Source organism: Saccharopolyspora antibiotica (genome assembly GCF_047200635.1).
Classification (GTDB): Bacteria; Actinomycetota; Actinomycetes; order Mycobacteriales; family Pseudonocardiaceae; genus Saccharopolyspora_C.
In genome coordinates this window covers 23,093-42,217 of the sequence record NZ_JBJZOI010000010.1, presented here as the reverse complement: position 1 = coordinate 42,217, position 19,125 = coordinate 23,093, and the positions used below count along the sequence as shown (strand labels likewise).

Here is a 19,125-nt window from a genome sequence, read left to right as displayed (position 1 = left end):
CGAGGAAGGGAACCTTTCTGTCACCGGTGGCAGAAAGGTTCCCTTCCTCGCAGCATCGCGCGGGGGCGAGCGGGTGGTTGGCAGGATGGTGGGGTGGGTGATCGGGTTGATGTTCGAGGCGTGCTGAGTTTCGTCGGGCTGACCTACGCGATCTCGTGGGCCATGACCGTCCCGCTGTGGGTGACGGGTGCGGGGCTGACGTGGGAGTGGGCGCCGCTGCTGCTGGTGGCGATGCTGTTCGTGCCCGCGGTGTCCGCCGTGGTGGTGACCAGGTGGATCAGTCCCGTACCGGCCCCGTGGCGCGCGGTGGGGGTAATCGGCGGCGGCGGGCCGCGGAGCTGGTGGGGGAAGGCGGTGCTGGCGTGGCTGGGCCCGCTGGTGCTGATGCTGCTGGCGTTGTTGCTCGGTTCGCTGCTGGGCGTCTACCGGGCGGACTGGACCGGGTTCTCGGGTCTGGCGGAGCAGTTCGGCTCGGCGGGCGAGGGCATCCCGCCGTCGCTGGTGCTGGTGCAGTTCGTCCAGGTGGTGCTGCTGGGCTGGCTCAACGTGCTGCCGGCGATCGGCGAGGAGATCGGGTGGCGCGGATACCTGACCTCAGCGCTGCTGCCGCTGGGGCAGCCGGCCGCGTTCCTGGTGACGGGCCTGCTGTGGGCGTTGTGGCACGCCCCGCTGCTGATCCTCGGCTACAACTACCCGAACGCGCCGGTCGTGGTCGCGTTCATCATGATGGGCTGTTTCTGCGTGCTGCTGAGCGCGCTGCTGGGCTGGCTGCGACTGGCTTCCGGGAACGTCTGGCCCGCCGCGATCGCGCGCGGCTTCGTCAACGCGGCGGCCGGGTTCGGGATCCTGTTCAGCGCCTCGGGCAGCCCGGTGGACAACATCAGCTCGGGACTGCTCGGCTGGTCCGGCTGGCTGGTGCTGGCGTTGGCGGTGCTGTTGCTGGTGCTGCTCGGGAAGCTCCCGGTGCAGGCCGGCGAGGAAGAACCGTCCGGGCTTTCTCGCGGCGTCCGCCGGTTGAGCCGCCGCTGATCCCGTCGCGGGTCGGTGGCAGGAAGGGAACCTTCCTGCCACCGACCCGTGTCGAAGACGGGGAGGGGCCGTCCGCCGAAGCGGACGGCCCCTCATCGCGCCGCGGTTTCGATCACGGTGCGGGCGGCGGACCGCCTGGGAGCGGGATCACCGGCAGCCCCTCGTGGATCCGGGTCATCGCGTCGAACCAGGTCCGCGCGGGCACCTTGCCGCCGAAGATGTTGCCCTCGCCGCACAGGTACGGCGGGGCCTCGCCGCCGCCGTCGCAGATGCCGCGGGGGCGGGAGCCGTCGGCGTAGGTCAGGACCGCACCGGACAGCTGCGGGGTGGCGGCCAGGAACGCCGCGGACTTGCTCTCCTGCGTCGTGCCCGTCTTGCCGATCATCGGCCGGTTCCAGCCCACGGCCTGAGCCGCGGCCCTGGAGGTGCCGTCGGTGTCGTCCTTGCTCATGCCCTGCGCGAGCTGACCGGCGACCTCAGGGGAGATGACCTGCTCGCAGGGGGCCTCCTTGATCGGGACTTCGTTGCCGTTGCGGTCGCGGATCTCCTCCAGCGGCGTCGGCGGGCAGTAGGTGCCGCCGCTCATGATGGTGGCGCCCACGTTCGACAGCTCGAGCACGCTGGTCGGCGTGTAGCCGAGGGTGAACGCGCCGCGCTTGTTCCGCTTGACCGCTTCCGCCTGGGACGGCCCGTTGGAGCCGTCGTCGTCGAGGGTGGAGCCGCTGCTGTTGACGCCGTTCATGCCCTGGCGCAGGCCGAGCTTGGAGGCCATGTCGACGACGTTGTTGAGCCCGACCCGCTCCTGCAAGGCGACGAAACCGGTGTTCGGCGAGGTCGCGAGCGCCATCTGCAAGGTGCGGTCACCGGGCCGCACGCCTTCGGCATTGCCGACGGTGTAGGGGTTGGTCCCGTTCTTGTAGACGCTGGAGGTGTAGGTCGCGGGCACCGGGACGTTGTCGAAGATCCCCATGCCCTGCTCGATGGCCGCGGCCGCGGTGAAGACCTTGTAGATCGACCCGGCGCCGAAGGGCTGCACCCTGCTGACGATGTCGTAGGCGGTCTGGCCGGCGTTGGGGTCGTTGCCGAAGTCGCGGTTGGCGACGAGGGCGCGGACCTTGTGCTTGTCCGTGCCGGGCTCCACCACGGCCATGGCGTTGGCGATGCCATCGGTCTGGGTCGGGACCTGCTTCTTCGCGGCTTCCTTCGCCGCGTCGCTGGACTTGCGGTCCAGCGTGGTGCGGATCGTGTAGCCGCCCTTCTCCAGCTTCTCGTCGTCGATACCGGAACGCTCCAGGTAGTGACGCACGTACTCGCAGAAGAAGCCGTCGGTGGTGCCGTCACCGATGCCGACGCAGCCGTTCGGCGGCCGCCCGAGCTGCGGGGTGAGGCCGAGCGGCTCCTGCTTGGCGATCTCCGCGTCCTCCTCGCTGATGCGGAGCCGGTTGTGCGGGTCCGTCATCAGGTCGATCACGAGGTTGCGACGCTGCAACGCCTCGGACGGGTTGGACCGCGGGTTCAACGAGCCGGGCTGGTTGACGACCGCGGCGAGCAGCGCCGACTGGGAGATCGTGAGCTTGTCCGGGGTGGTGCCGAAGTAGGTCTGCGCGCCGGCCCCGACGCCGAAGGTCTGGTTGCCCACCGGCACCACGTTGAGGTATCCGGTGAGGATCTCCTCCTTGGTCATGGTGCGCTCGAGCTCGACGGCGATCTTCGCTTCGCGCAGCTTTCGCGCGATCGTCGTCTCCTTGGCCTTCTCCGCGTCGACCTCGTTCTGGGCGACGACGTGCACCAGGTAGTTCTTCACGTACTGCTGCGTGATCGTGGAGGCGCCCTGGGCCGTTCCGCCCGTGCTGACGTTCTTGGCGAGCGCGCGCATGGTGCCCTGCCAGTCCACGCCGTCGTGGTTCCAGAACCGGCGGTCCTCGACCGCGGTGATCGCGGCCTTCATGTAGCCGGAGATCTGCTCCGGTTTCGTCTCGACCCGGTAGTCCTCGAAGAAGTGGGCGATCGGTTCGCCGTCCTTGTCGGTGACGACCGAGACCTGCGGCATGTTCCGCTTCGCCAGCGAGCTGGACATGCTCGCCATGGCCTCGGTGGCCTGGTTCACGACGGCGCCGGCACCGGTCGCCATCGGCATCATCAGGCAGGCGACCAGCACACCGGCCAGTACGCACAGCCCGAACATCTTCAACAGCACGCCGCTGCGCACGCCAGCCCCAATCACCGCATGTCTACGAAGACCTGATCTCGACCGCTGCCCGCGGGCCCGGTCTCCAGGCCGGGGCGGCGGCTCCGAGCGCTCCGGGAGGCGCGGCAGCTCTGCCGCGAGATCACTGGAACTGCTCCGTCGGTCACTCCGTTGATATCACACCGGCCTGTCGTGGCCGACCTCCGGCTGACGTTCCGGAACCACCGTTCTCCCTGGAAACGCGGCGAAATTCCACCGAGCGGCGCAACGGACGGGCACGAGAATCCTCGAAGATCACCATCACCGGGTGCGTACCGCCGATCGCAGTGCGGATCGGCGTAGAACGGGCCGGTGCGCCGCAGCGAACACCTACACTCGGGAGCACCGAGATCGCGCGGAGGAAACTCATGGTCGACCCGTTCTTCGATTCGCTGGCGAACGCGCTCGGCGGACAGCTCGCCACGGCGTTGGGGACGGTTGCGCAGGGCGCGCTGGACAAGGTCCGCGGCCTGCTGCGCAGACGGGGCGAGGTGGATTCGGAGACGCGAGCGGCGCTGGAGTCCGCGCAGACCGGCGATGCGGGAGAACCGCAGATCAGGGCCCTGGCAGAGCGACTGGACCGGGTCGCGCAGGACGATCCGGAGTTCGGTGAGCAGCTGCGCGCCGCGGGCGCGGAGGTGCACCACGACCTGTCCGCCACGCGCAGCCGGGTGGTGAACCAGAACACCGGTTCGGTGCGGACCCTGGTTCAGACCGAGCAGATCAACGGCGACATCACGTTCAACTGACGATCAGCGGGCCCGCTGCTCCGCTTCGTCGAGCTCGGCGAGGTAGCGGTTGTACTCCGCGAGCACCGGGTCCTCGTCGGCGTCGACGCGCGGCGCGGGCGGCGGCACGAGCGGTCGCTTGCGCACCGGTTGCGGCTCGGGCGCGGAGGCCGCCGGTTCCGCGCCGTACCGGGCGGGCCCGTCGTCCCGCCTGTGCACTTCCATGCGGATCAGCCAGAACCACATGCAGAGCGTGAACACGCCGAACAGCGGCCACTGCAGGGCGTAACCGAGGTTCTGGAAGCTGCCGCCCGCCTCGTGCGCCCGGTCCCACTGCCACCAGGCGAGGAAACCCGTCGCGATCACCGCCGCCGCGAACACCACGTGCAGCAGCAGCCAGCGCGGGGTCAGCATTCGTGTCACGCCACGATTCTAGGCGCCGCTCCGCCGACCAACCGCGCGCCCGCAGGGTGGCAGGAAGGGAATCTTCCTGTCACCCGTGGCAGGAAGATTCCCTTCCTACCACCTCCCGGGCCGGGGCCAGTCGCCCGGCAGCGGGTTGCGGGAGGGGTCACTCGGTGAGTTCGTCGAGCATGCGCTGGGCGTCGGCGAGCTGCTGCTGAAGCTGCTCGACGCGCTCGCGCTGCTGGTCCCGCGCCGCCTCCAGCAGCGGTTCGACGGCGGCGGCCACGTCCTCGTGCAGCGACTTGGCCGCCTGGGCGACGGCTGAGGCGGAGACGGGGGTGGGCCGCAGCACCCGCTTCTTTCCGGTGCTGACCTCCACGTTCCACTGCCCCGCCTGGTCCGCGGTGAGCATCACGGTGGCCCCTGCCGGGGGCTTCGGCTTGCGGCGAGCGGCGGGGGCGGCCGGTTTCGCCGCGGGCTCGGCCGCCTCGGCGCGAGCCGGTTCCGGACGCACCGGTTCCGGGCGCGCGGCGGGCTGCTTCGGTGCGGGTGCCTTGGCCGCGACCTTCGGCGGCTCGGGCGTGCGGGCGGGGGAGGCCGGTTCGGGTTCCTTCCGCTTGCGCGGCGGCTTCTCCAGGGTCACCTCAGCGGCCGAGAAGGACAGCACGTCCTTGGAGCTGGCGGGGCGGATCTGGATGAAGTCGCCCTCGGCCGGATCGTCCAGCGCGATGACCTTGCCGGAGCGCCCTTCCGGCACTCCGACCGCAGCGGAGGTGAACCACACCGTGGGCGTGCCGCCGGACGACAGTTCTTCGCGCAGCTCCCGGATCTGCTCGGTCGACAACGTGCGGGCCTGTGGCATCGGAGCCCCTAGCAGGATGCGCCCCGCCCTGCGGCCCCACACCGGGTGAAGTCAGCCGGGGCTGTTCCAACAACGACGCACCGAGTGTATCGAACGCTCGTGCGAAGCATCAACGCCGGGCCGCCGCGGTGATCTCGAAGTCCGCCGGGTCGGCCTTGCGGGTGCGCAGCCAGTAGTTCCAGGTGAAGCCGGGCCAGATGGTCCGGTTCACGCCGTTGACGTCCAGGTACCAGCTCTGGCAGCCACCCGCGGACCAGACGGCGTCGGAGAGCTGGTGCTGGATATCGCGGTTGAACTCGTCCTGCGCGGACTGGCGCACGTCGAGCTGGCCGATCTCGCCGCGGTGGATCGGGCGCAGGCAGCTGAGCACGTAGTTGATCTGAGATTCGATCATGAACACGACCGAGTTGTGCCCGAGCCCGGTGTTGGGACCGAGCAGGAAGAACAGGTTGGGGAAGCCGGAGACCGTCATGCCCAGGTGGGCCTCCATGCCGTCCTTCCAGGCGTCCCGCAGCTTCCGCCCGCCGCGCCCGGTGATGTCGAGGTGGTCGAAGGCGTCCGTGACGTGGAATCCGGTGCCGAAGATGATCGCGTCGACGGGGTGCTCCTCCCCGTCGCCGGTGACGACCGAGCTCTCCTTCACCTCAGCCACCCCGCTGGTGCGCAGGTCGACGTTGGGCCGGTTGAGGGCCGGGTAGTAGTCGCTGGAGAGCAGGATCCGCTTGCAGCCCATCGAGTAGCGGGGCGTGACGGCCTCGCGCACCTCGGGGTCGTGCACGGCGCGGCGGATGTAGCGCCGGGCGAGGTGCTCGGAGATCTTGCCGAGGAACCGGCTGCGCAACACGGCGACCGAGCGGAACTCCAAGGTCCAGTAGATCGCGGCGCGGGCGGCGCGCTGCAGCGGGGGGACCCGCCGGAACAGGGTGCGCACCCACTTCGGGATGACGCGGTCGGGCTTCGGCTGGACCCAAGGCGGGGTTCGCTGGAACAGGTGCAGCCGGGCGGCCTGCTGGGCGACGCGCGGCACGAACTGGATGGCGCTGGCACCCGTGCCGACGACGGCGACCCGCTTGCCGGTGAGGTCGTAGTCGTGGTTCCAGTCCGCGGAGTGGAACACCTCGCCCTGGAAGCGCTCCAGCCCGTCGAGCTCGGGGTAGCTGGGGATGTGCAGGGCACCGAGGCCGGAGACCAGCGCCCGGCCGACGTACTCCGCGCCGGAGGCGGTCGACACGTGCCAGCGGTGCTGCTCGTCGTCGTACTCGGCTCCGGTGAACTCGGCGCCGTAGCGGATGTGCTCGCGGATGCCGTACTTGTCCGCGCAGCGCTGGAGGTAGTCGGAGATCTCCTGCTGCTCGGCGAACAACCGGGACCAGTCCGGGTTCTGCTCGAAGGAGAAGGAGTACATCAGCGAGGGAACGTCGCAGGCGCAGCCCGGGTAGGTGTTGTCGCGCCAGGTTCCGCCGAGGTCCTCGGCCTTCTCCAGCACGACGAAGTCGTGGATGCCCGCTTCCTTGAGCTTGATCGCCGTGCCGAGACCGGCGAACCCGGTGCCCACGATGACGACGGACGTGTGGTGCCGCTGCCCTGGCGCCTGGGCCATTGGAGCCTCCCTGGTCGACCTGATTTCCCTACTTCCAGTAGCCTACTATCAGTAAGTTACCTTCGGTAGGGTTCATTCGGGCAGTTCTCGATAGGGTTGGACCGTGAACGTGCAGCAGGCCGGCGACAGCCCCTTCCCCACCGAACGGCGCAAGCGCCTGCCCAGAGCGGAGCGAGAGCGACAGATCCTGGCCGTCGCCGAGCACGTCTTCGCGACCCGCGGCTACCAGGCCACCTCCATGGACGACATCGCGCAGGGCGTGGGCCTGTCCAAGCCGATGCTCTACGAGTACTTCGGCTCCAAGGAGGGACTGCTGCTCGCCTGCGTCGAACGCGCGCGCCGGGAGCTGCTCGACGCCACCACGGCCGCGGCCGAGGGTGCCGCGGGCTCACCGGACCGCCTGCTGCACGACTGCATCCTGGCGTTCTTCCGCTTCGCCGACGACCACGCCCAGGCCTGGGCGCTGCTGCGGACCGAAGCCGCGATCCCCGTCGCCACCGTCAACACCGCGCTCGAGGCCACCCGGGAGCAGCAGACCGGCTTCACCGCGAGACTGCTGGAGACCTCCCGCCCCGATCTGGACCAGCTCCAGCTGGAGGCCTTCGCCGAGTCGATCATCGGCGCCTGCGAGCGGCTGGCGTACTGGCGGGAGAAGCGACCCGAGATCACCGCCGAGCACGCCACCCAGCACCTCATGGCCTTGATCAGCCCCAGCCTGCTGCCCTCGGACTGACCTTCCCTCACTCCGCCGGATGAATCGGCTAGATCCACTCGATCGAGGGTTATCCGCGAGCGGGGTGTCAAGTGCGGATCTTGATGCGCCGATGTGGAGCGCGTTGATCGTCCAGCACGGCACGGCCACCCGCTCGGGTCCGCGCCCACCGGACGGACGCACAGGTTCCCGCCCCGGCCTCGCACCCCGGAGCCGGGCCGGGAACCGCGCCACACCCGCGACACCCCGAGGAGAACTGATCTTGCGCCCCTGGACCACGCGCACGTTGCAAGCAGCCGTCGTGGCCGCGGGCTTCGCCGCCGCCGGAGCCGGCACCGCCGCTGCGGCGCCGGGACCCGCACTCGCCGAGCCGGACCTGTCCGCGGTGCCCGACACCATCGGCGCCACCGTGCCGGTGGACGCCTGCCGAGCGCAGGACGCTCCTGGGTTCCACAGCACCAAGGCACCCTGCGTGGACGCGCAGCTGCGTCTCGGCGCTCCCAACGTCGTCAAGCAGGTCGGTGCCGACATCGTCACCACCACGCACGGCGTCGCCGGAGAGCTCAGCGATGGAGAACCGCTGCTCAGCGAGGGCAAGCCCGCCCGCATCACCCGGCACATCGGGCAGGAGCGGCTCCGGTTGGAGGAGCTCACCAAGACCCGCCCCACCATCGGCGTCGAGGTCGAACCCCGGCACACCGGGCTCGTCGACAAGCACTCGCCCGGTGGCGGCTTCCTCGAGGCCGAGGTCGGACCGCGCCAGGAGGACCACCAGGGCGTGTCCGCCGGTGACACCGCCTTCGCGCTCACCGCGGCGCAGGGCTACACGGTCGGTCCGGCGGTCCGGCCCGACGCACTGCTCCAGCACGACCTGCGCGGCGGGAACCTGCCCGCGGTGGGCGACGTCGTGCCCGCCGCCGGAAAGGTCGCGGACATGACGCGGGCGGACGAGGTCACCGCCGTGCCCGGTCAGATCGTGCACGACCTCGCCACCGGGCTCCCGCAGCTGCCCGGGCGGTGATCCAGACCCCGGGGCGCGCACGAGCGCACCCCGGACGTCCCCGCTGTTGAAGGGGCGCCGGACCTCGCGGTCCGGCGCCCCTTTTCGCGCTCCGCCCCGGTGCGAGGAAGGGAACCTTCCTGTCATCCCTGACAGGAAGGTTCCCTTCCTCGCAGTCCCCGAGTCCGCGTCCGCGGACGGGCCGGGCCGGGTGGTGCCAGGGGGCTTTCCTGCCACCGGTGGCAGGAAAGCCCCCTTGCTGTCATGCCGCGGAGGTGGCGGTGACGATTTCGGCGTCGGGCTCGCCGAGGTCGAAGGGCTCACCGGCCTCGGCCCTGCGGGCGAGCGATTCCGGCGGGGCGAACCGCTGCCCGTAGCGTTCGGTGAGCTCCTCGGCGCGGCGGACGAACCCGGCGAGGCCTCCCGGGTAGCCGTTCATGTACTGCACGACTCCCCCGGTCCACGCGGGGAAGCCGATGCCGAAGATCGAGCCGATGTTCGCGTCCGGCACCGACCGCAGCACGCCTTCGTCGAGGCAGCGGACGGTCTCGATGGCCTGGATGAACAGCAACCGCTCGACGAGATCGCGCAGGTCGACCTGCGCCGGGTCCGCGCTGCCCGCACCGAGCCGTTCGACCAGCCCGGGCCACAGGCCGGTCCGAGCGCCGTCGGTGTACTCGTAGAACCCGGCTCCGCCGGAACGGCCGGGGCGCTCGAACTCCTCGACCATGCGGTCGATGATCGCGTCGGCCGGGTGCGGCGCCCAGGTGTCGCCGGCCTCCTCAGCGGCCCGCTTGGTCTCTTCGCGGATCTTGCGGGGCAGGGTGAGGGTGAGCTCGTCGAACAGCTGCAGGACCGGGGCGGGGAATCCGGCCTGGTTCGAGGCCTGCTCGATGGTGGCGGGGTGAATGCCCTCGCCGAGCATGGCGACGCCTTCGTGCAGGAAGGTCCCGATGACGCGGCTGGTGAAGAAGCCGCGGCTGTCGTTGACGACGATCGGGGTCTTCTTGATCTGCTGGACGACGTCGAAGGCCTTGGCCAGCGCCCGGTCGCTGGTCTGCTCACCGCAGATGATCTCGACGAGGGGCATCTTGTCGACCGGGGAGAAGAAGTGCAGGCCGATGAAGTCCTCGCGGCGCCGCACGCCCTCGGCGAGCGACGTGATCGGCAGCGTCGAGGTGTTGGAGGCGATCAGCGCGTCGCCCTCGACGACGCCCTCGACCTCCCCGTAAACCTGGTGCTTGAGCCTGGTGTCCTCGAAGACGGCCTCGATCACCAGGTCACAGCCCGCGAGGCGGTCGTTCTGGTCGGTCGGGGTGATGCGGGCGAGCACTTCGTCGCGCTCGGCGGCGGTGGCGCGGCCCTTGCCGACGGCCTTGTCGAGGATCTTCTCCGAGTAGGCCTTGCCCTTCTCCGCGGCGGCAGCCGAGATGTCCTTGAGCACGACCTGCATACCGGCCTTCGCGCACACGTAGGCGATGCCGGCGCCCATCATGCCGCCACCGAGCACGGCGACCTTGCTCGCCTTCCACGCCTCGTGCCCCTCGGGGCGGCTGCCGCCGGAGTTGATGTGCTGGAGGTCGAAGAAGAACGCCTTGCTCATGTTCTTCGAGGTCTGGCCGGCGGCCAGTTCCACGAAGTAGCGGCCCTCGATCTCGAGCGCGGTCTCGAAGTCCACCTGGGCACCTTCGACGGCCGCGGCGAGGATGCTCTTCGGCGCGGGCATCGGCGCGCCCTTGAGCTGCTTGCGCAGGTTCGCGGGGAAGGCTGGCAAGTTCGCGGCGACCTTCGGGTTCGACGGGGCACCGCCGGGGATCTTGTAGCCCTTCGCGTCCCACGGCTGCACGGCGTCCGGGTTGGCCCTGATCCACTCCTTGGCCCTGTTCAGGAGCGTTTCCGCGTCGGCCACGACCTCGTCCACCAGGCCGATCTCCTGGGCTTTCCCGGGGCGCAGCCGCTGCCCTTGGGTGAGGACCTCGAGCAGTGCGTCGGCGATGCCGAGCAACCGGACCGTGCGCACGACGCCACCCGCTCCTGGCAGCAGGCCGAGGGTGACCTCGGGCAGGCCGAAGCGGGTCTTCGGGCCGTCGAGGGCGATGCGGTGGTGGCAGGCCAGCGCGATCTCCAGACCGCCGCCGAGCGCCGTGCCGTTGAGCGCGGCCACGACGGGGACGCCCAGTGTTTCCAGGATGCGCAGTTGGCGCTTGGAGGCAGCGCTGACCTGGGCGAACTGCTCGACGCCGGACGGGCGGACCCGCACGAGGTCGCGCAGGTCTCCCCCGGCGAAGAAGGTCTTCTTAGCTGAGGTGATGACGATCCCGGTGATCGTGTCTCGTTCGGCTTGGAGGCGGTTGACGGTCTCCTCCATCGACCGCAGGTAGCGGTCGTTCATCGTGTTCGCCTGCTGCTGGGGGTCGTCGAGGGTGAGCACGACGATGCCGTCGTCGTCCTGCTCCCAGCGGATGGTGCTCTGCTCGCTCATGGCGGAAACGTCCTTCGTGGTTCGCGAGCGCGCGGTCCGGGCTGCGGCGGACGGTGCGAGCGAGGGAGCTTCTCCGCCACCAGTGGCAGAGAGGTTCCCTTCCTCGCGGTGCGCAGCGGCCGGGGCGGCTCCGGGTGCGGGTGGGGTCAGCTGAGCCGCTCGACGATGGTGGCGATGCCCATGCCGCCACCGACGCAGAGGGTGGCGACGCCGAAGCGCTGCTCGCGACGGTCGAGCTCGTCCAGGAGCGTCCCGAGGATCATGGCTCCGGTCGCACCGAGCGGATGCCCCATCGCGATGGCACCGCCGTTGACGTTGACCTTCTCGTGCGAGACGCCGAACTCGCGCATGAACCGCAACGGCACCGCGGCGAAGGCCTCGTTGATCTCGATCAGGTCGATCTGGTCGATGCTCATGTCCGCCTTGGCCAGCGCCTTGCGCACGGCGGGGCCGGGACCCGTCAGCATGATCGTCGGGTCGGCGCCGCTGAGCGCCACGGACACGATGCGGGCGCGGGGGCGCAGCCCGGTGCGCTCGCCGAGGCGCTCGCTGCCGATGAGCGCCAGCGCAGCGCCGTCGACGATCCCGGAGGAGTTGCCGGGGGTGTGGACGTGGTCGATCTTCTCGACCCAGTGGTACTTCTGCAGGGCCACCGCGTCGAATCCGCCCATGTCACCGATGCCGGCGAACGACGGCTTGAGGTTCCCGAGGCTGTCGACGGTGGTGTCGGCGCGGATGTGCTCGTCCCGGTCGAGGACGGTGCGGCCGTTGCGGTCGACCACGGGCACCACGCTGCGGGAGAAGCGGCCGTCGGCCCACGCCTTCGCGGCGCGGGCCTGCGATTCGGCCGCGTAGGCGTCGACGGTAGCGCGGTCGAAGCCCTCGACGGTGGCGATCAGGTCGGCGCCGATGCCCTGCGGGACGAAGGAGGTGTCGTAGTTGGTCTCGGGATCCATCGCCCAGGCGCCGCCGTCGGAGGCCATCGGCACGCGGGACATCGATTCGACGCCGCCCGCCAGCACCGCGTCCTCCCAGCCGGAGCGAACCTTGTGCGCGGCGGTGTTCACGGCTTCGAGGCCGGAGGCGCAGAACCGGTTGAGCTGGACGCCGCTGACGGTGTCGGGCAGTCCGGCGGCGAGGGCCGCGGTCTTCGCGATGTCGGCGCCCTGGTCTCCGACTGGCGAGACGACGCCGAGGACGAGGTCGTCGATCAGCGCGGGGTCCAGTTCCGGGTGGCGCTTGCAGAGTTCATCGATCAGGCCGACTACCAGGCTGATCGGTTTGGTCCCGTGCAGCGATCCGGTGTTCTTGCCGCGACCCCGCGGAGTGCGGATCGCGTCGTAGACGAGCGCCTCGGACATGGGCGGCGTGCCTCCTCGTTGCGGCCTGATGCTCCATCCAGAGTGTGACACCACCACTGTCACAGTCAATCCCCGCGACAGCGAGGAAGGGCGCTTTTCTGCCAACGGTGACAGAAAGGTTCCCTTTCTCGCGGCGTCCGCGACGGGGCGGAGGGGTCGCCCGGGGTGGGGCGGGTGGTGGCAGAGGGGCTCCCCCTCACAGCTGGGTCATCCAGGCCAGCACCGGTGTCGACTGGAGGAACACCAGCAAACACATGATCAGCAGGAAGCCGAGGCTGAAGGGCAGGACACGGCGGAACAGGTCGCCCTCCCGCCCCGCCATGCCGACGGCTCCGGCGGCGATCGCCAGGTTCTGCGGGGAGATCATCTTGCCGAGCACGCCGCCGGAGCCGTTCGCGGCGGCGGCCAGCATCGGGTCCATCCCGGCGTGTTCTGCTGCGGTGACCTGCAGTGCTCCGAACAGCGAGTTCGACGAGGTGTCCGATCCGGTGACGGCGACGCCGAGCCAGCCGAGGATCGGCGAGAGGAACGCGAACAGCCCACCGGCCGCGGCCATCCAGGTCCCGAGCGTCGCGGTCTGCCCCGAGGTGTTCATGACGTAGGCGATCGCGAGCACTGTCATCACGGTGACGATCGGCCAGGCGAGCTGCCGGTAGGTGGCGCCGTAGCGGCCGAGCGCGGCACGACCTCCGATCCCGATCGCGGGGATGGTAAGCAGGCCGGCGATGAGCAGCAGCGATCCGGCTCCCGACAGCCAGTTGAACTTGAACTCCGTGATCGAAAGCATCTCCCCGCCGGCATCCCGGACGTCGAGCCCGGGCCAACCGAAGGTGACCGTGGTGGCGTCGAGCAGGTCGGCGACGGGGCCGAGCTGGGCGGCGACGAACACCGCGATGATGATCAGGTAGGGGGCGTGGGCGCGCAGCACCTGGGTGCGGCCGTCCGGGTTCGCGGTGGTGGGTGGCTCGGCACCGGATGGCGACCACACGCGCAGCAGCAGGACGGTCGCTCCGGCCGCCACGAGCGCGGCGATGATGTCGGTCAGCGGAACCGACACGTGGTTGGCCGCGACGAACTGCGCCACGGCGAAGGTGATCCCGCAGGTGAGGGTGGCGGGCAGCGTCTCCCGCACGCCGCGCATCCCGTCGATGATGCCGACCAGGACGACCGGTACGAACACCGCGAGTACCGGGGTCTGCCTGCCGGTCAGGGCGCCGAGCTCGGCGAGCGGCAGTTCGGTGACGCTGGCGAGGGTGACCAGCGGGGAGGCCAGCGCGCCGTAGGCGACGGGCGCGGTGTTGGCGACCAGGGCGACGACCGCGGAGGTCATCGGGCTGATCCCGAGTGCGAGCAGCATGACGGTGGTGATCGCGACGGGCGTGCCGAAGCCCGCCAGCGCTTCGAGCAGCGCCCCGAAGCAGAACGCGATGATGACGGCCTGGATGCGCCGGTCCCCGCTGATCCGGGAGAAGCTGCGCTGAAGCACGTCGAAGTGCCCGGTGATCACGGTCATCTGGTAGATCCAGATGGCGTTGATGACGATCCACAGGATCGGGAAGAACCCGAACGCGGCACCGAGCGCGGCTGAGAGCAACGCCTGGTCCGCGGGCATCGGGTAGATGACCATCGCGACCGCGAGCGCCACGGCCAGTGCGATGAGCGAGGCCTTCCACGCCGTCATCCGCACGAGTCCGAGCAGGGCGAACAGCACGAGCAGCGGCAGCGAGGCGGCCAGGGCGCTCCAACCGAGCGATCCGAACAGCGGGGCCAGGACCTGTTGGTACACGACCACTCCTTCGGGGCGGAGGCCACCGTGAGACGGCGACCATAACCGCGGCCGGGGCAGCTCGGTAGCGCCGTCCGGAGCCGTCCCGGGGTGCGTCCAGCGGCTTGACCGCCGGCCGCTCCGCGCGGTTGGCCGGTGAGAGGAAGGGAACCTTTCTGCCACCGGTGGCAGAAAGGTTCCCTTCCTCTCACCCCGGCGTCAGGTGAGCAGGGTGGTCGGCGGGGCTCCTCGGATCGAGGCGTCGAGGACCTGGACGGTGTGGGCCGCGGCGACGTGGTCTCCGCGGCGTTCGAGAGCGGCCCGGATGTGCATGGAGCAACCAGGGTTGGCGGTGATGAGCAGCCGCGCCCCGGTCTCGCTGACGTGGGCGGCCTTGCGGTCGCCGAGCTCTCGGGCCGCGTCGGGTTGCAGCAGGTTGTAGATCCCGGCGGAGCCGCAGCACAGCTCGCTCCGGTTGATCTCGCGGAGGTCGAGCCCGGGGATGTCCCGCAGCAGCGCGCGCGGCTGGGCGCGGATGCCCTGACCGTGGCTGAGGTGGCAGGCGTCGTGGTAGGCGGCGGTGACGGGCAGCGGGTGGCGGGTGGCGACGGGCCCGAGTTCGGCGAGCAGTTCGGCGATGTCGCGGACCTGCCCGGCGAATCGCTCGGCCTTCGCGGCGTGCTGGGGGTGGTGCCGCAGCAGCCGCGGGTAGTCCTTGAGCGTGGACCCGCACCCGGCGGAGTTGATGACGACGTGGTCGACGCGGGCGTCCTCGAAGGTGTCGAGGAGGTTCCGCGCGAACGCGATGGCTTCCTCTTCGCGTCCTGAGTGCTCGCTGAGCGCGCCGCAGCAACCTTGTTTCGGCGGGATGACGACGTCGCAGCCCTCGGCGGCGAGGACGCGGGCGGTGGCGGCGTTGACGTCGGGGAAGAACGCGCTCTGCACGCAGCCGGTGATCAGGCCGACGGTGGCGCGCCGCCGGCCTCGCGCGGGGACGCGGTGGCCGAGCCGGGGCGCGCGGGTGATGGGTGGCGCGAGCGATTCCGCGGTGCGCAGCCGTGAGGGCAGCCGCTCGCTGATCCCGGTGCGGCGCAGCAGGGCGCCGAGGCGCAGCCGCTGGTAGAGGGCGAGGGGGCCGCGCAGCGCGCGCAGTCGGCGCGGGTGCGGGAAGACGGTGAAGATCGCGGTGCGCAGCAGCCGCTCCCCGAGTGCGCGGGGGTGTTCACGCTCGATCTGGGCGCGGGTGTCGTTGATGAGCGGCCCGTACCGCACCCCGGAGGGGCAGGCGCTGACGCAGGCCATGCAGCCGAGGCAAGCGTCCATGTGGCCGACGACGGTGCTGGTGAGCGGTTCGCCTTCGAGACCGCCCTTCATCAGCTGGATTCGCCCGCGCGGGGAGTCCATCTCCTCGCCCCACAGGTCGTAGGTGGGGCAGGTGGGCAGGCAGAACCCGCAGTGCACGCAGTCGTCGACGAGGGCGCGCCGTTCCGGGTCGGGGCTGCTGAACGATCCGGTCATGGTGTTCCTCCCGCTAGGCGGCCGGGGGCGAGCCGGTGTTCGGGATCGAAGCGGTCCTTGATCTGCCGGTGGAGGGCGTGCAGCACCGCGGGGCGCGGCCCTTGCGGGTCGAGGAGGCCGTGCACGGCGGGTTCGGCGCGTTCGACGGCGGTGTAGCCGGGGTGGGCGCGCAGCGCGGTGACGAGATCGCGCACGGCGCCCGGTTCGGCGTGCTCCGGCAAGAAGGCGTGCAGCACGCCGAGCCCGGCGGAGCCGCGCAGGGCGAGCGGGAGGCCGGTGTCGCGGGCGGCGCGGTCGGCGGTGTCGAGGAGGCCGCTCAGGGCGGCGGGTTCGGTGCCGAGGCGCAGCCGGGTGCCGGTGGCGGGCGCCTGCCCCCACCAGGCGGGGGCTCGTTCGCTGACCTGGCCGCCGGTGCTGCGGGCGAGTTCGGTGGCGCGGTCGTGGGTGGTGCCGGGACTGCCTTCGAGCTGGACGCTGACGGTGAGGGGCGCGCCCGGTTCGGGGCGGTCGAGTTCGAGGGCGGTGGGCGCGGCGCGGCTGCGCCGGTGGGCGGCGACGAGGGCGGCGGCGTCGGCGGTGCTCTCGGCGGTGGCGGTGATCCAGCGGCGTTCGGCGGGGAGCGGGTGCAGGCGGAACACGACCTCGGTGATGACGCCGAGGGTGCCGAAGGAGCCGGTGTAGAGCTTGCCGAGGTCGTAGCCCGCGACGTTCTTGACGACGGTGCCGCCGGAGGTGGTGGTGGTTCCGTCGGCGAGCACGACGGTGACGCCGATGAGCAGGTCGCGCACGCCGCCGAAGTGGTACCGGCCGGGGCCGGAGGTGGCGGTGGCCACGGTGCCGCCCGCGGTGGCGGTGGGGAACGGGGGGTCGATGGCCAGTTGCTGCCCCGCGCGCGCGACCGCTTCGCGCAGGTCGCGCAGCGGGGTGCCCGCGCGGGCCGTGAGCACGAGGTCGCCCGCCGCGTGCTCGACGACGCCGCGGTGCCGGGACAGGTCGAGGACGAGGTCCACGGGGCCGGGCGGGGCGCCCCAGTCGAGCTTGCCGCCGGAGCCGCGGGGCAGCGTCGTGAGGCCGTGCGCGGCGGCGGTGCGCAGCAGTGCCGCCACCTGGTCGGTGCTGTCGGCTTCGGCGACCCAGGTGGGCCGGATCCCGGCGATGTCGTCGGCCGCGGTGGCGGCGCGGAGGCGGTCGTCCACTGCGGCGGCGAGGGCGGCGGCGGTCGCGGGCATCAGAACTCGTCCGCCAATCCGGCCTCGGTGAGCGGGTGCACGCCGCGTCGGGGACCGGGCACTTCGCCGCACAGCCGGGGCGTCGGGAAGACCTTGCCGGGGTTGCAGATCCCGGCGGGGTCGAAGGCGCAGCGCAGGAGCTGCATGGTGTCGAGGTCGTCGGTGGTGAACATCCGTCCCATGTACTTGACCTTGTCGGCGCCGACGCCGTGCTCGCCGGTGATGGAGCCGCCGTGCTCGATGCACAGGTCGAGGATGGCCCCGGAGACGGCTTCAGCGCGTTCGGCGGCGCCGGGTTCGGCGCTGTCGAACAGCACCAGCGGGTGCAGGTTGCCGTCCCCGGCGTGGAAGACGTTGGCGACCCGCACCCCGGAGTCGGCGGAGAGGCGGGCGATGCGCCCGAGGACTTCGGGCAGCGCGGTCCGGGGGATGACGCCGTCCTGCACGATGTAGTCGGGGCTGATCCGCCCGACGGCGGCGAAGGCGGACTTGCGGCCCTTCCAGATGGTGGCGCGCTCCTGGTCGTCGACGGCGACGCGGATCTCGAAGGCGCCGTGGTCCTCGCAGTGCCGCCGCACCTGGGTGAAGGTGTGGTCGACCTCGGCGGCGGGTCCGTCGAGCTCGACGACGAGCACGGCTCCCGCGCCCTCGGGGTAGCCGCAGCGCACTGCCTGTTCGGCGGCTTCGATGGCGAGCGCGTCCATCATCTCGACGGCGGCGGGGGTGACTCCGGCGCCGATGATGGCGGAGACGGCGGCGCCCGCGTCGTCGGTGGAGCGGAATCCGGCGAGCATGGTCCGCACCGCTTCGGGGGCGCGCAGCAGCCGCACGGTGATCCGGGTGACGACGCCGAGGGTGCCTTCGCTGCCGATGAACGCGCCGAGGAGGTCGTAGCCGGGGGCTTCGCGCGCGGGCCCGCCGAGTTCGACGACTTCGCCGTCGGGGGTCACGAGTTGCAGCGCGAGCACGTGGTGGGTGGTGAAGCCGTACTTGAGGCAGTGCGCGCCGCCGGAGTTCTCGGCGACGTTGCCGCCGACGGAGCACACCTGCTGGCTGGAGGGGTCGGGTGCGAAGTAGTACCCGTGCGGGGCGGCGGCCGCGGTGACGTCGAGGTTGATCACGCCGGGTTCGACGACGGCGCGTTCGTTGGCGATGTCGACTTCCAGGATGCGGCGCATCGCGGAGGTGACGACGAGGACGCCGTCGGCGTGCGGGAGGGCGCCGGCGGACAGGCCGGTTCCGGAGCCGCGGGCGACGAAGGGGACGCGGCGGGCGGCGCAGGCGGCGACGACCTGCCGCACCTGTTCCGCGGTTCGGGGCAGCACGACGATGCCGGGCACGACGCGGTGGCTGGTGAGCCCGTCGCACTCGTAGGTGCGCAGCCGCTGCGGATCGGTGATCACCGATTCGGCGGGCAGCGCGGCGCGCAGGGCGCGTGCGAGTTCGGTGAGGTCGGCTTCGGCGGCCGGGGTGCTGGCCGGGGGCATGGGCACGCCTCCTCAACATCGAGGATTTCACCATTCGGAATTAATGTTCCGAACAACGGGAACTGTAGGCGCGGGGCGACTGGGAGACAAGAGGACGCACCGCTGCTCCGACTCCTCCCATTCTGCTCGCGCGCGGCCTCGTTGGGAGCCGCCGAGCGGGCTCGCGCCCCCGGATCCGCCGAACGGTCCCGGCGTCCGGCGCCAGCTGGTTAGGCTCTTCCGGCACACGTTCGAGATCGGGGGAGACTTCGCATGTCCACTGCTCAGCAGCGCATCCGCGAGATGATGGCCCGCTTCGAGGAGCAGGCATCGGCCGCGGCGCGGCTCAAGGACGAGATGGGGGCGGTCCGCGGTGAGGCGCGCAGCCAGGACGGGGCCGTGTCGGCGACCGTCGCGCCCTCCGGCGCGGTGCTCGACCTGAGGTTGAGCCCGGAGGCGATGCGGCGCTCCCACTCCGAGCTGCAGAACTCGATCATGCAGACGATCCGGCAGGCGACCCAGCAGGCCGCGGAGGCGATGAACGCCACCGTGGAACCGGTGCTCGGCGACCGCGCCGACCAGTTCCGCGCGGCCTACCAGGCCCACGGCGCGACCCCGCCCGCCGAGCCGGGTGCCGAGCAGCGTCCGGCCCCGGCGCCCCCCGCGTCCCGCCGCCCGCGCGGCGACGACCCGGACGACGACCACGCCCCCGATTCCTTCCTGCGCTAGGTTCCGCCTCTC

The 19,125-nt window shown here is 71.1% G+C and carries 15 protein-coding genes; 5 read left to right on the top strand and 10 right to left on the bottom strand.

From position 1 onward, the window contains the following. Positions 1 to 120: 120 nt before the first annotated feature. Positions 121 to 1,029 carry a CPBP family intramembrane glutamic endopeptidase gene (locus ACL03H_RS10145; RefSeq protein WP_412810892.1) on the top strand — a complete coding sequence of 303 codons (909 nt, stop codon included), beginning with the start codon at positions 121 to 123 and terminating at the stop codon, positions 1,027 to 1,029. A 112-nt stretch (positions 1,030 to 1,141) separates the two neighbouring features. Here ACL03H_RS10145 and ACL03H_RS10140 read toward each other — a convergent pair whose 3' ends face one another. Next, the gene (locus ACL03H_RS10140) at positions 1,142 to 3,214 is read right to left on the bottom strand and encodes a transglycosylase domain-containing protein (RefSeq protein WP_412811038.1); all 2,073 of its coding nucleotides are present in this window, start codon (positions 3,212 to 3,214) and stop codon (positions 1,142 to 1,144) included. Positions 3,215 to 3,624: 410 nt separating this feature from the next. On the opposite strand from ACL03H_RS10140, the gene ACL03H_RS10135 reads away from it, so the two are divergent. After that, positions 3,625 to 4,005: a hypothetical protein gene (locus ACL03H_RS10135; RefSeq protein ID WP_412810891.1), complete on the top strand. Its 381-nt coding sequence runs from the start codon at positions 3,625 to 3,627 to the stop codon at positions 4,003 to 4,005. A 3-nt stretch (positions 4,006 to 4,008) separates the two neighbouring features. Here the strand turns inward: ACL03H_RS10135 and ACL03H_RS10130 are convergent, their stop codons facing one another. The 3 genes from ACL03H_RS10130 to ACL03H_RS10120 all read right to left on the bottom strand — a co-directional run bounded on the left by ACL03H_RS10130 (position 4,009) and on the right by ACL03H_RS10120 (position 6,851). Beyond that, on the bottom strand, positions 4,009 to 4,398 hold the full coding sequence (locus tag ACL03H_RS10130; RefSeq protein ID WP_412811037.1) for a hypothetical protein: 390 nt from the start codon (positions 4,396 to 4,398) through the stop codon (positions 4,009 to 4,011). Between the two features lie 157 nt (positions 4,399 to 4,555). Continuing rightward, positions 4,556 to 5,251, bottom strand: a complete 696-nt coding sequence (locus ACL03H_RS10125) for a DUF6319 family protein (RefSeq protein ID WP_412810890.1) — start codon at positions 5,249 to 5,251, stop codon at positions 4,556 to 4,558. A gap of 109 nt (positions 5,252 to 5,360) precedes the next feature. Then, positions 5,361 to 6,851, bottom strand: coding sequence for a flavin-containing monooxygenase (locus ACL03H_RS10120; RefSeq protein WP_412810889.1), 1,491 nt, complete (start codon positions 6,849 to 6,851; stop codon positions 5,361 to 5,363). A 103-nt stretch (positions 6,852 to 6,954) separates the two neighbouring features. Between ACL03H_RS10120 and ACL03H_RS10115 the strand changes: the two genes are divergently transcribed. Together ACL03H_RS10115 and ACL03H_RS10110 are read left to right on the top strand one after the other, a co-directional pair. Next, complete coding sequence (locus ACL03H_RS10115) at positions 6,955 to 7,584, top strand: TetR/AcrR family transcriptional regulator (RefSeq protein WP_412810888.1); 630 nt, start codon at positions 6,955 to 6,957, stop codon at positions 7,582 to 7,584. 241 nt (positions 7,585 to 7,825) lie between these two features. After that, positions 7,826 to 8,584, top strand: a complete 759-nt coding sequence (locus ACL03H_RS10110; protein WP_412810887.1) for a hypothetical protein — start codon at positions 7,826 to 7,828, stop codon at positions 8,582 to 8,584. A gap of 241 nt (positions 8,585 to 8,825) precedes the next feature. Here the strand turns inward: ACL03H_RS10110 and ACL03H_RS10105 are convergent, their stop codons facing one another. The 6 genes from ACL03H_RS10105 to ACL03H_RS10080 all read right to left on the bottom strand — a co-directional run bounded on the left by ACL03H_RS10105 (position 8,826) and on the right by ACL03H_RS10080 (position 18,405). Next, entirely contained in the window at positions 8,826 to 11,045 is a 2,220-nt protein-coding gene (locus tag ACL03H_RS10105; protein WP_412810886.1) for a 3-hydroxyacyl-CoA dehydrogenase NAD-binding domain-containing protein, read from the bottom strand. Between the two features lie 146 nt (positions 11,046 to 11,191). Continuing rightward, complete coding sequence (locus ACL03H_RS10100) at positions 11,192 to 12,406, bottom strand: acetyl-CoA C-acetyltransferase (protein WP_412810885.1); 1,215 nt, start codon at positions 12,404 to 12,406, stop codon at positions 11,192 to 11,194. A 196-nt stretch (positions 12,407 to 12,602) separates the two neighbouring features. Then, complete coding sequence (locus ACL03H_RS10095; RefSeq protein ID WP_412810884.1) at positions 12,603 to 14,192, bottom strand: L-lactate permease; 1,590 nt, start codon at positions 14,190 to 14,192, stop codon at positions 12,603 to 12,605. Between the two features lie 198 nt (positions 14,193 to 14,390). Beyond that, on the bottom strand, positions 14,391 to 15,689 hold the full coding sequence (locus ACL03H_RS10090) for a (Fe-S)-binding protein (RefSeq protein ID WP_412810883.1): 1,299 nt from the start codon (positions 15,687 to 15,689) through the stop codon (positions 14,391 to 14,393). Then, complete coding sequence (locus ACL03H_RS10085) at positions 15,686 to 16,918, bottom strand: FAD-binding oxidoreductase (RefSeq protein ID WP_412810882.1); 1,233 nt, start codon at positions 16,916 to 16,918, stop codon at positions 15,686 to 15,688. Before ACL03H_RS10085 ends, ACL03H_RS10090 begins: the two co-directional genes overlap by 4 nt. Continuing rightward, complete coding sequence (locus ACL03H_RS10080; protein WP_412810881.1) at positions 16,918 to 18,405, bottom strand: FAD-linked oxidase C-terminal domain-containing protein; 1,488 nt, start codon at positions 18,403 to 18,405, stop codon at positions 16,918 to 16,920. The genes ACL03H_RS10085 and ACL03H_RS10080 overlap by 1 nt, the downstream gene beginning before the upstream one ends. A 252-nt stretch (positions 18,406 to 18,657) precedes the next feature. Here ACL03H_RS10080 and ACL03H_RS10075 point away from each other — a divergent pair, with 252 nt between their 5' ends. After that, entirely contained in the window at positions 18,658 to 19,113 is a 456-nt protein-coding gene (locus tag ACL03H_RS10075; RefSeq protein WP_412810880.1) for a YbaB/EbfC family nucleoid-associated protein, read from the top strand. Positions 19,114 to 19,125 lie beyond the last annotated feature (12 nt).